Below are 11,052 nucleotides of genomic sequence, written 5' to 3'. Positions count from 1 at the left end.
GACAAGAAGCGCAAGGGCCTGAGCGCCGACATGGCGGTGGTCGATCCGACCGCCGGCGGCAACCCGGTCAAGCTGACCAGGAAGGCGGCGCTGACGCTGCTCGACAATGCCATTGCCGGCACCGTCTGAGACGGTTTTTCGCGCCGAAAGTTGATCTGGGAAATTGAGGGCAAAGAAAGGGGAAAAGATGGAAGTTAAGACAGAAGTTCGTTAGCCGGAAAAATAATCGCAGAGCGATTGCTACAGCCGGTTAAAAAGAGTTTACTTTTTCGTACTGCAGGGCATCGCTTTCACAAAGCTTTCATCGGGCTGTCACACGAAAACGATACCGCATCGCAGGCGTCCAACGGCGTCAGTTCAACGGAGAGAACACATGTTCAAATTCACGGGAAAAGTGCTTTCCCTTACGGCCGTCGCCCTGATGGCGACCTCTGCCATCTCGTCGGCGCAGTCCATGGATGAACTGGTCGCCGCCGCCAAGGCGGAAGGCCAGCTCACCACCATCGCGCTGCCGCACAGCTGGTGCGGCTATGGCGACGTCATCGCCGGCTTCAAGGCGAAGTATCCGGAAATCACCATCAACGAGCTCAATCCCGATGCCGGCTCCGGCGATGAGATCGAGGCGATCAAGGCCAACAAGGACAATAAGGGCCCGCAGGCGCCTGATGTCATCGACGTCGGCCTGTCTTTTGGCCCGTCCGCCAAGGCAGACGGCCTGATCCAGCCCTACAAGGTGTCGACCTGGGATACGATCCCTGACAGCGCCAAGGATGCCGATGGCTACTGGTACGGCGACTACTACGGCGTGCTCGCCTTCGGCGTGAACAAGGCCGTCGTGCAGAACGCACCACAGGACTGGGCTGACCTGCAGAAGCCGGAATACGCCAACTCGGTGGCGCTCGCCGGTGACCCGCGCACCTCGAACAACGCCGTCATGTCGGTCTACGCCTCGGGCCTCGCGGCTGGCGGTACCGGCGGCCAGGACGCAGCCGCCAAGGGTCTGCAGTTCTTCAAGCAGCTCAACGATGCCGGCAACTTCGTGCCGGTCGACGGTGAAGCGGCAGCTGTCGCCCAGGGCACGACGCCGATCGTGATGAACTGGGACTACAACCTGCTCGCCATGCGCGACAAGATGGCCGGCAATCCGGAAATCGAAATCGTCGTGCCAAAGGGAGCAGTGGTCGCAGGCGTCTACGTACAGGCGATCAGCGCCTATGCGCCGCATCCGAACGCCGCCAAACTGTGGATGGAGTATCTCTATTCGGACGAAGGCCAGCTGGGCTGGCTGAAGGGCTACTGCCACCCGATCCGCTTCAATGATCTCGCCAAGAAGGGCGTGATCCCGAAGGAGATGCTGGACAAGCTGCCGGCCGCCGAGAACTACGAAAAAGCGATCTTTCCAACCTTGGAGGAACAGAACGCCGCCAAGAAGGAAATCAGCTCGAACTGGGATGCCATCGTTGGCGCCGTCGTGAAGTAATTCATAGGGCGCCGGCCGTTCGCCGGCCGGCGCCCTATGCCAGACTTCGGGAATTCCATGGCAGACTCCACAATGTCCCAGACAGCCCGCGTGAGTCCTGGCGCGCCGGAGATCAGCCGCCTTCGGCTGCCACTGCATTGGTTAGGCGTAACTCCGTTCTTCGTTTTCGCGCTGGTCTTTCTGATCTTGCCCACTGTAGGGCTGATCGCGGGCGCGTTCAAAAATGCAGCCGGCGACTATACGTTCGACAACATCATAGCGTTGTCGCAACCCAAGCTCGCCGCAGCCTATTGGGTATCCATTCAGATCAGCTTTGTCTCTGCGGTCCTTGGCGCCTTGATCGGCCTGGCCATGGCGGTGGCAGTGGTTCGCGGAGGCTTGCCGCCGTGGTTACGCTCGGCAACCTTGACCTTCTCGGGCGTCGCCTCGAATTTCGCGGGCGTACCGCTGGCATTCTCGTTCATCGCGACGCTAGGTCGGCTCGGAGTGGCGACGATCCTGTTGCGTGACGTTTTCGGCATCAACATCTATTCGCTCGGCTTCAGTATCTTTTCGTTTTGGGGCCTGATTCTCACCTATCTCTATTTCCAGATTCCATTGATGATCGTCATCATCACGCCGGCGGTCGATGGGTTGAAGAAGGAATGGGGCGAAGCTGCCGCCACGCTCGGGGCAACCAATTGGCAATATTGGCGCATGGTGGTCATTCCGGTGTTATGGCCGAGCTTTCTCGGTACGACGGTCCTCCTCTTTGCCAATGCCTTCGGGGCGGTCGCAACGGCCTATGCACTGACGGGGCCGTCACTCAACATCGTGCCAATCCAGCTGTTCGCGCAGATTCGCGGCGACGTGCTGTACAATCCGAATCTAGGCTACGCGCTTGCGTTCGGCATGATCGTCATCACCGGCCTGGCCAACCTATTCTATATCTTGTTCCAACGGCGAGCCGAACGGTGGCTGAAATGAAGCAAGGCAGCCGCTTTTGGGCTTGGCTCGTTTTTGGCGTGGGAACCACTTATTTTGTCCTGCCGCTTTTGGCGACCTTTGAATTCTCTTTGCGTAAGCGGCGAGGGGAATACTCCTTTGACGCCTACCGCTCAGTCTTCGGAGATCCGAATTTCCAGACGACATTTACCTATTCCGTCGTTGTAGCGATCTTCACCATCCTTTTGGGCGTGCTGCTCGTTGTCCCGACGGCCTACTGGATACGGCTGCGGCTACCGAATCTGCGGCCCGTCGTAGAGTTCATAACCCTGCTGCCGCTGGTTATCCCCGCCATCGTCATCGTCTTCGGCTACATCAGAATGTTCGGTTCGAATTCAACGCTGCCTTTTCTGGCGACAGCGCGCGGCACCGATGCTCTGCTGGTCATCGGCTATGCAGTGCTGGCGCTGCCTTATATGTACCGGGCAGTCGATACCGGTCTCAGGACCATCGACGTCAGAACGCTCACCGAAGCCGCACAAATCCTCGGCGCCGGCTGGACCACCATAATCGCCCGCATCATCCTGCCAAACGTACTGATCGCTGTCTTATCCGGTGCGTTCCTGAGTTTTGCCATCGTCATCGGCGAGTTCACCATGGCCTCGCTGTTGAATCGCCCAGCCTTTGGCCCCTATCTGCAGAACATCGGCGCCAACAGTGCCTATGAGCCGTCGGCACTGGCGCTCATTTCGTTCGCCATCACCTGGGGCTGCATGTCGCTGATCCAGATCCTGTCGCGTTTTGCGCCGCGATCGGCGAACCGGCCAAACTGATCGAAAAGTACTGACCGAAAGAAAAGCCATGGCCGAGCCATTCCTCTCCATCCAGCAGGTGCGAAAAGCCTTCGGCGCCACCACCGTCGTGCAGGACTTCAATCTCGACGTCGAGCCGGGCGAATTTGTCTCCTTCCTCGGGCCATCGGGCTGCGGCAAGACGACGGTACTGCGCATGGTCGCCGGCTTCGAGGAGCCGAGCGCCGGCAAGATCGTGGTGGCGGGCAAGGACATCACCCGGCTCAAGCCCAACCAGCGCAATGTCGGCATGGTGTTCCAGGCCTATGCGCTGTTTCCGAACCTGACGGTGGCGCAGAACATCGGCTTCGGGCTGAAGGTTGCGGGCATGCCAAAGGCCGATGCCGACAGGCGCGTTGCCGAGATGCTCGAGCTCATCAAGCTGCCGCAGATGGGCGACCGCTATCCCTATCAGCTCTCCGGCGGCCAACAGCAGCGTATCGCGCTGGCGCGGGCCATCGCGCCGAAGCCGAAGCTCCTGCTGCTCGACGAACCGCTGTCGGCGCTCGACGCCAAGGTGCGCGTGTCGCTGCGCGAGGAAATCCGCTCGATCCAGAAGAAGCTCGGCATCACCACCGTCTTCGTCACCCACGACCAGGAAGAGGCGCTGTCGATCTCCGACCGCATCGCCGTCATGTATAGCGGCAAGGCCGAGCAGGTCGGCACGCCGTTCGAGATCTACAACCGGCCGGCGACCAAGTTCGTTGCCAATTTCGTCGGCACGCTGAACGTGCTCGAAGGCACCGTCACCGACGCGGCGTCGGGCAAGGTGCGCGTCAACGCGCAAGAGATCTCGCTGCAGGGAAAGCTTAACGGCTCCAAGTCCGGCGACACGCTGTCGCTGGCACTGCGGCCCGAGGCGATTTCGCTCGGTCGCCATCCCGGCCGTGACGCCAGTCTTTCGGGCGAGATCACCGAAGTGCATTTCCTCGGTTCGGTCATCCGGGTTCGCGTCGGCATCGGCGGCAGCACGGTATCGCTCGACACGTTCAACAGTCCGGCCACCCCGCCGCCCGCCGTCGGCGAAAAGGCCGAGATTTCCTTCTCGTCGGGCGACATGCTGGTGCTGCATTAGGGGAAAAGTGAATAGTGAATAGCAAGAAGGCGCTTTACGCGCCGAAACGTCTCTGCATGCAACCATTCACCATTCACCATTCACCATTCACCATTCACATTAGCCAAAGCCGGTCGCCGTTTTTTTGCAGTGCCAATTGCCCGGCTTCACCGGTACGGTAGGGGATGGCGCTTTTCGAGCTGACCCTTATTCTTCTGCTGATCGCCGTCGCGCTTACGGCGCTGTCGCGGCGTCTCCAGGTTCCCTATCCTTCGTTGCTGGCGTTGGCGGGCGCCGGCATCGCATTCCTGCCGTTTGCGCCGACCATCGAGATCGATCCCGAACTGGCGCTCGCTTTGTTCATCGCGCCGGTGCTTCTCGATGCTGCCTACGACACGTCGCTGCGCGATCTCAATCGCTACAGACTGCCACTTGCCTTGCTGGCGCTTGGCGCCGTCATTTTCACCACTGCTGCCGTGGCGCTTGTCGGATGGACAATGGCAGGCTTGCCGATCGCCGCGGCAATCGCCCTCGGCGCGATCGTGGCGCCGCCCGATGCCGTCGCAGCGTCGGCCGTGCTTGGACAGTTCAAGGTGCCGCATCGCGTCACCGCGATCCTGCAAGGAGAAAGCCTGCTCAACGATGCCACGGCACTCCTGATCTACCGCATGGCGGTTTCCGCTGCTGCCGGCTCCATCCTGCTGAGCAGCGCGGTTCCGATGATCTTGCTGTCGACGGTCGGCAGCCTTGCCGCTGGTTATATGCTCGGCCGGCTGTCTCTCGTCACCCTCAGTCGCATCAGCGATCCGGCAAGTGGCACGGTGGTGCAATTTGCCGGGACTTTCGGCGTCTGGATCCTGGCCGACAAGATCGGGCTCTCCGCCATCATTACGATCGTCGTCTATGCCATGACCATCGCGCGCACCGCGCCGCGCCGCATGCCGGCCAGAAATCGCGTCAGCTCCTACTCGGTTTGGGAGACGGCTGTCTTCGTGCTGAACGTTCTGGCCTTCGTCCTGATGGGACTTCAGGCACGATTGATCGTCGGCCGGCTGGCCGAGCAGGGGCAGGTCGAAGCGTTCGTCTTCGCCGCAGCCGTGCTGGCTGTCGTCATCGTCTCGCGCCTTGTCTGGGTTCTGGGATGCGGCGCGATCATCAGGTGGCTTGCCACCTTCGGTGACGCGGAACGGCAGGCTGAAGCCCCGTCGTTCCACGGCGGCGTGCTGATCGGCTGGTGTGGCATGCGTGGTCTGGTCACCCTTGCGGCAGCGTTTGCCTTGCCGGCCGACTTTCCGGGGCGCGACCCGATCGTGCTCGCCGCCTTCTCGGTCGTTCTCGGCACATTGGTGCTGCAAGGCATGAGCCTGAAGCCGCTGCTGCGCTTGCTGCGTCTCGATCCGGACGAAACTGTCGACCGCGAGGTCGCGCAGGCACGCGTCGCCATCATGCAGGCAGCGCTGGACGTGTTGAGCGGCAAGACATCGAATGCCGCGGCCGTGGTCCGCGAGCAATTTACCGCGCAGCGTACGATCGCTGAAAACCCGGAGGACGCCCAGGCAGCGACCGAGTACGACAGATTGCGTCTCTATGCGATAAAGAGCCAGCGTGACGCGCTGGAACAGCTGCGTATCGACGGCACGATCGGCGATGAAGCGTATCATCGCCTGGAGGAGGAAATCGACTGGTCGGAGTTGGCCGCCTCTCCGCCGGGACGATTCCAGCCGCTGACGACTTAGCCGCGCGCTGTCTGGCCCAAGCTCTCTCCATCCGGCTGCACATTGCAACCAATCCGCCAACCCGCTACTGCCATCACGAATTGAGCCGGTTAAGCAATGAAGCTGGTCAGCTACAACATCCAGTACGGTTTCGGCAGCGACGGCCGCTACGATCTCGCGCGCTCCGCCAAGGTTGTCGCTGGCGCAGACATCATCGCGTTGCAGGAAGTGGAACGGCACTGGCTGCGCAGCAACGAAGATGACCAGCCGGAAATCCTTTCCCGGCTACTGCCGGAATACCATTGGGTTTATGGGCCGGCCTTTGACATGGACGCCAGCGAGCGACATGACGGTCGCATCGTCAACCGGCGGCGGCAATTCGGCACCATGATCCTGTCCAAGCTGCCGATCGTCTGGTCGCGCCTGCACACGTTGCCACTGCGCCGCACGGTGCGTCCCCTCAACACCCGCAACGCGGCGCTTGAATGCATGATCCGCACCCCTGCCGGTCCGGTGCGGGTCCTGTCGCTGCATCTCGCGCATATCGCCGTCGAAGAGCGGCTGGAGCAGATCGATTACCTGCTCGCCGAGCATCGCCGTGCACCGTCCGACGGCGGCCCGTGGAGCGGCGCCGATGACGAACCCGAGCGCAATTGGAGCAATGGCGAGCCGGAGCCGGAAAACCCGCTGGCGGCGATCTGGATGGGCGATTTCAACATGGAGCCGGGCAGCGCCGAGTGCCGGTGCATAGTCGGCAGCACGCCGTACCATCGCGGTGCTGCCTATCTCGACGGTTTTGTCGATGCCGCCGCTGTCGCCAGCGAACCGACGGCGGATTTCCATACCCATGTGAAGACCATCGACGGCAGGCTGGCAAAGCGCCGGCTCGACCATTGCTTCGTCGGCGGGATGTTGGCGGGCCGCGTGCGCTCGGTCAGTGCCGATATCGACGAAATCGCCTCGGACCATTTTCCGCTGCGGGTCGACATCGACCTGGAAACGCCGTTCACAACGGGGCCGGAGGCGGGATGACCCGCCGATGAGCTTGTTCGTCTTCTTCGCGGTGCTTGCCGCCGCCGCCATGCACGCGATCTGGAACGCGCTGGTCAAGGTCCATCTCGACCGCTTCCTGTCGATCACGCTGATGACGCTCGGCATGGGCGCCGTTGCGCTTCTGGCTCTGCCATTTGTCGAGGTGCCGAAGTCCGAAGTGTGGCCCTATATCATCGCCTCGGTGGTCTTCCACATGGGTTACAGAACGTTTCTGATCGGCGCCTATAAGGCCGGTGATTTCGCGCAGACCTATCCGCTGGCGCGCGGCACCGCACCGCTGCTTGCAGCACTTGGCGGCATGGTGGTTGTCGCTGAAGTTCCGACACCGCTGGCCATCATCGGGATCGTTCTTTTGTCGGCCGGGACGCTGGTGCTGTCGTTTCGCGGCGGCGCGCATCTGGAAAGGCTGAACCCGCGTGCCGTCGGCTTTGCGCTGGGTACATCGATCTTCATCGCCAGCTATACGCTTTCAGACGGCAGCGGCGCGCGGCTGGCCGCAACTGCATCGAGCTATGCGGCATGGCTGTTCGTCTGTGATGCGGCATGGGCGCTGGTGCTGTGCCTGATCTTTCGCGGACCAAAGGCGCTGCCGGTGCTGGCGCGCGACTGGAAGGCGGGCGTGTACACCGGCGTGCTCAGCGGCGCCGCCTACTGGATCGTGATGTGGGCGATGACCAAGGCGCCGATCGCCTCGGTCGCGGCGCTGCGCGAAACCTCGATCCTGTTCGCCATGATGATTTCGGTGTTTGCGCTGGGCGAGAAGATGACGGGATGGCGCGGTGCCGCCGTGCTCAGCATTGTTGCCGGGGTGGTCGCGCTGAGGCTCGGGTAAGCTAAGCGCTTATATCCAGATCGAACACCATCAGCCCATCCGTGCCGCCTTCAAGCGCGACCAGCCGGGCGCCGGCTCGGCTGTGAGCCTCATGCATCAGATAGGCGTCGCATGCTGCGGCATCGCGGAAGTCAATTGGTGAAGCCGTGCGTGAAGCCGCGCGCGAACGGTTCGGGGCTGGTGTTGGCGCTGAATTCGACCTTGCCCATGCCGTCGATCAGCCGTCGCAATGCTTCGAGAGCGGCATGGATTGCCGCTCGCTCGTCGTCGGTGTCGTCATTGCGGAATCGAGCGAAGACACAGTGCCTGTCATTCCTGGGATCTCATGCCGCTTGGTTGGTGGAAAACACGGCCGGCGGCAGCGGTTCGCGGCCAAGGATCAGATCGGCGCCTTTTTCGCCGACCATGATCGTCGGTGCATTGGTGTTGGAGGAAGGGATGCGCGGCATCACCGAGGCGTCGCAGACGCGCAGACCCTCGATGCCGCGCAGCCTGAGGTCGGGCGTTACCACGCTCATCGCGTCATAGCCCATGCGGCAGGTGCCGACAGGGTGGTGGTCGGTCTTGGAACTGCGGCAGGCATAGTCGAACAGCTCGTCGTCGCTGGTGAGTGTCCGTCCCGGCAGCACCTCGCGCAGCACGTAAGGGGCAAGCGCCTTCTGCCGCATGATCTCGCGCGCCAGCCTGAGCCCCTTGATCGACATGTCGCGATCGTGGGGATCAGCCCAGTAATTCGGATCGATCAGCGGACTGTCGGCCGGGTCGGCACTGTTCAGCCGTACCGTGCCGCGTGAACGCGGGCGCAGGAAGGCCGAGTTCAGCGTCACGCCCGGATTTTTCAGTTTCTCGACGCCCGCCTCGATGCCAGAGCCGAGGCCGAGATGGAGCTGGATATCGGGCGAGGCGGCGGTCGGATCGGCGTACCAGAAGCCGCCGGTCTCGAACAGGCTGGAGGCAACCGGTCCCTTCTTGAGCAGCAGATACTGCAGGCCGGCCCACACCGTCCGGTGCAGCTTGGCGTAGTTGTCGTAGGTGTGGTCGCCAGTGCATTCGGCAATGACGAACAGGTCGAGATGGTCCTGCAGGTTGGAACCGACACCGGGCAGGTCGTGGACCGGCGTCACGCCGACCGACTTCAGTTGGTCGGCCGGGCCGATGCCCGACTGCATCAGCAGCTTCGGCGAGCCGATGGCGCCGGACGAGACGATCACTTCGCGCTCGGCGCGCAGGATCGTCGGCTGACCGCCCGGCCTGTCGATGATCTCGACGCCGACGGCGCGGCCTTTGTCGATGACGATGCGCGTCACCAGCACATTGGTCCTGACGGTCAGGTTCTTGCGCTCGCGGATCGGCCTGAGATAGGCAACCGAGGCGGAGGAGCGCCTCGCGTCCTTCTGCGTCAATTGATAGTAGCCGACGCCTTCTTGGGCTACCCCGTTGAAGTCCGGATTGAACGGAATGCCTATCTCCTGTCCGGCGCGGAAATAGGCTTCGCAGATCGGCAGCGGCGCAATCGGGTTCGAGACGCCGAGCGGGCCCTGATCGCCGTGAAAATCGTTGGCGTAGCGCTGGTTGTTCTCGGCCCGCTTGAAATAGGGCAGCACGTCGCGATAGCCCCAGCCGACAAGGCCGTCTTCCTTCTCCCAGGCGTCGTAATCGCGGGCATTGCCGCGCGTGTAGATCTGAGCGTTGATAGAGGAGCCGCCGCCGATCACCTTGGCCTGCGTGTATCGAAAGACGCGGTTCTTCATGTGCCTCTGCGGCACGGTCGACCAGCCCCAGGCGGCAATGCCCTTGGTCATCTTGGCGAAGCCGGCCGGCATATGGATCAGCGGATGCCAGTCCTTGCCGCCGGCCTCGAGCAGCAGCACCTGATGCGAGGGATCTTCGCTCAGCCGGTTGGCGAGGACGCAACCGGCCGGGCCGGCGCCGACGATGATGTAGTCGGTCATGGCATCACCTGTTCACAGCCTCGGCACCGACAGTGCGCCGTCGACATTGATGATCGAGCCGGTCGAAAAGCCGAGCTTGCCGCCGGCGAGTGCCGCCACCGCGGCGCCGACATCGGCGGCTTCGCCCCAGCGCTTCGCCGGCACCAGCCCGGCGTCGATCAACGCGTCGTATTTGGCCGTTACGCCTGATGTCATGTCGGTGCGGATGATGCCCGGCCGCACCTCGAACACACCGATATTTTCGGCGGCGAGCCGCAGCGCGAGGGTCTTTACCCACATCGAAAGCCCAGCTTTGGAGATGCAATAGTCGGCACGTTCGGGCGAGGCCATTTCGGCGCTGACCGATGTGATGGTGATGATCGATCGGGGGTAATCACCCGGCGTTGCAAGCATCGCCCTGGCAACGGCCTGGCTGAGGAAGACGGTGCCGCGCAGATTGATGCTGAGGATCCGGTCGAAATTGTTCGGTCTCAGTTCCAGCAGGTCGCCGCGCACGACCGCGCTGATGCCGGCATTGTTGATCAGGCAATCGATGCGACCGAAGGCGCTTGTCGCGGCATCGATCAGCGCTGCATGGCCGTCGAGATCGGCGATGTCGCCGCAATGATAGGCGAATTTCGCGCCGTGGGCGGTGATGTCAGCGGCAAGTCCGTCGGCGGCTTTTTCGGCAAGGTCCACGACAAAGAGGTCGAAGCCCGCATCGGCCAGCGCCGCGGCGCAAGCGAGGCCGATGCCGCGTGCGCCGCCGGTGACGATGGCTGCCGGGCGGGTCATGCGACAAACTCCGTCTTGCGGATGTGGTCGGCGACGCGCAGTGCTTGTGCTGCGATCGACAGGGCCGGATTGACCGCCGCCGAGTTCGGCAGGAAGCTAGCGTCGACGACAAACAGGTTCCGGTGGTCGAACGAGCGGCAGAACGGGTCGAGCGGCGAGGTCGCCGGATCGTCGCCCATCTTGACCGTTCCGCACTGATGCGACGGCGTGCGCTTGTCGAAAGGCCGCGACAGGACGATCGGATAGCCGCAGGCACGGAAATTCTCGCGCATCACCTTGGTCAGCCCGTCGAGCGACTGCATGTTGGAGCGCCGCCACTGCATGACGATATCCTTGCCGTCGACCATGATGCGGCTTTCGGGATCGGGCAGGTCCTCGCACATCAGGTACCAGTCGACGGCGTGGCCGGCCATGAAG

General features: G+C 62.5%; 11 protein-coding genes and 1 pseudogene. 8 read left to right on the top strand and 4 right to left on the bottom strand.

Annotated elements, in window-relative coordinates; all coding sequences use genetic code 11:
* The 8 genes and pseudogenes from EOA86_RS40040 to EOA86_RS07550 form a co-directional block, all read left to right on the top strand.
* Nucleotides 1–129 (top strand): annotated as a pseudogene (locus tag EOA86_RS40040) (alcohol dehydrogenase); the annotation flags it as partial.
* A gap of 244 nt (nt 130–373) precedes the next feature.
* Nucleotides 374–1,480 (top strand): ABC transporter substrate-binding protein, encoded by a 1,107-nt coding sequence (locus EOA86_RS07580; RefSeq protein ID WP_128341126.1) that lies wholly within the window; start codon nt 374–376, stop codon nt 1,478–1,480.
* Between the two features lie 72 nt (nt 1,481–1,552).
* Nucleotides 1,553–2,446 carry an ABC transporter permease subunit gene (locus EOA86_RS07575; protein ID WP_245316077.1) on the top strand — a complete coding sequence of 298 codons (894 nt, stop codon included), beginning with the start codon at nt 1,553–1,555 and terminating at the stop codon, nt 2,444–2,446.
* Nucleotides 2,443–3,237 carry an ABC transporter permease gene (locus EOA86_RS07570; RefSeq protein ID WP_127209949.1) on the top strand — a complete coding sequence of 265 codons (795 nt, stop codon included), beginning with the start codon at nt 2,443–2,445 and terminating at the stop codon, nt 3,235–3,237. The genes EOA86_RS07575 and EOA86_RS07570 overlap by 4 nt, the downstream gene beginning before the upstream one ends.
* A 28-nt stretch (nt 3,238–3,265) precedes the next feature.
* On the top strand, nt 3,266–4,330 hold the full coding sequence (locus EOA86_RS07565; RefSeq protein ID WP_127209947.1) for an ABC transporter ATP-binding protein: 1,065 nt from the start codon (nt 3,266–3,268) through the stop codon (nt 4,328–4,330).
* 164 nt (nt 4,331–4,494) lie between these two features.
* Nucleotides 4,495–6,045 (top strand): sodium:proton antiporter, encoded by a 1,551-nt coding sequence (locus EOA86_RS07560; RefSeq protein WP_128341125.1) that lies wholly within the window; start codon nt 4,495–4,497, stop codon nt 6,043–6,045.
* Nucleotides 6,046–6,141: 96 nt separating this feature from the next.
* Nucleotides 6,142–7,056: an endonuclease/exonuclease/phosphatase family protein gene (locus tag EOA86_RS07555; RefSeq protein ID WP_128341124.1), complete on the top strand. Its 915-nt coding sequence runs from the start codon at nt 6,142–6,144 to the stop codon at nt 7,054–7,056.
* 7 nt (nt 7,057–7,063) lie between these two features.
* Nucleotides 7,064–7,909: an EamA family transporter gene (locus EOA86_RS07550; RefSeq protein ID WP_128341123.1), complete on the top strand. Its 846-nt coding sequence runs from the start codon at nt 7,064–7,066 to the stop codon at nt 7,907–7,909.
* Nucleotides 7,910–8,040: 131 nt separating this feature from the next.
* On the opposite strand, the gene EOA86_RS40035 is transcribed toward EOA86_RS07550, so the two are convergent.
* The 4 genes from EOA86_RS40035 to EOA86_RS07530 form a co-directional block, all read right to left on the bottom strand.
* Nucleotides 8,041–8,160, bottom strand: a complete 120-nt coding sequence (locus tag EOA86_RS40035) for a hypothetical protein (protein ID WP_245497164.1) — start codon at nt 8,158–8,160, stop codon at nt 8,041–8,043.
* 72 nt (nt 8,161–8,232) lie between these two features.
* Nucleotides 8,233–9,861 carry a GMC family oxidoreductase N-terminal domain-containing protein gene (locus EOA86_RS07540; RefSeq protein WP_127209941.1) on the bottom strand — a complete coding sequence of 543 codons (1,629 nt, stop codon included), beginning with the start codon at nt 9,859–9,861 and terminating at the stop codon, nt 8,233–8,235.
* Between the two features lie 12 nt (nt 9,862–9,873).
* Entirely contained in the window at nt 9,874–10,635 is a 762-nt protein-coding gene (locus tag EOA86_RS07535) for a 3-ketoacyl-ACP reductase (protein WP_128341122.1), read from the bottom strand.
* Nucleotides 10,632–11,052, bottom strand: a 421-nt coding sequence (locus tag EOA86_RS07530; protein ID WP_164891606.1) for a GMC family oxidoreductase, incomplete at its 5' end; no start/stop codon positions are given. The genes EOA86_RS07535 and EOA86_RS07530, both read right to left, overlap by 4 nt.

This window comes from Mesorhizobium sp. M5C.F.Ca.IN.020.32.2.1, assembly GCF_004023105.1.
GTDB lineage: Bacteria > Pseudomonadota > Alphaproteobacteria > Rhizobiales > Rhizobiaceae > Mesorhizobium > Mesorhizobium wenxiniae.
The sequence above is the reverse complement of the archived record's forward strand: the minus strand, read 5'-3'. Positions and strand labels throughout refer to the sequence as shown.

Coding starts and splice junctions, on each gene's coding strand:
- EOA86_RS07535 (WP_128341122.1), bottom strand. CDS start 10,635: ATGACCCGCCCGGCAGCCATCGTCACCGGCGGCGCACGCGGCATCGGC.
- EOA86_RS07570 (WP_127209949.1), top strand. CDS start 2,443: ATGAAGCAAGGCAGCCGCTTTTGGGCTTGGCTCGTTTTTGGCGTGGGA.
- EOA86_RS07575 (WP_245316077.1), top strand. CDS start 1,553: ATGTCCCAGACAGCCCGCGTGAGTCCTGGCGCGCCGGAGATCAGCCGC.
- EOA86_RS07580 (WP_128341126.1), top strand. CDS start 374: ATGTTCAAATTCACGGGAAAAGTGCTTTCCCTTACGGCCGTCGCCCTG.
- EOA86_RS07565 (WP_127209947.1), top strand. CDS start 3,266: ATGGCCGAGCCATTCCTCTCCATCCAGCAGGTGCGAAAAGCCTTCGGC.
- EOA86_RS07555 (WP_128341124.1), top strand. CDS start 6,142: ATGAAGCTGGTCAGCTACAACATCCAGTACGGTTTCGGCAGCGACGGC.
- EOA86_RS07540 (WP_127209941.1), bottom strand. CDS start 9,861: ATGACCGACTACATCATCGTCGGCGCCGGCCCGGCCGGTTGCGTCCTC.
- EOA86_RS07550 (WP_128341123.1), top strand. CDS start 7,064: ATGAGCTTGTTCGTCTTCTTCGCGGTGCTTGCCGCCGCCGCCATGCAC.
- EOA86_RS07560 (WP_128341125.1), top strand. CDS start 4,495: ATGGCGCTTTTCGAGCTGACCCTTATTCTTCTGCTGATCGCCGTCGCG.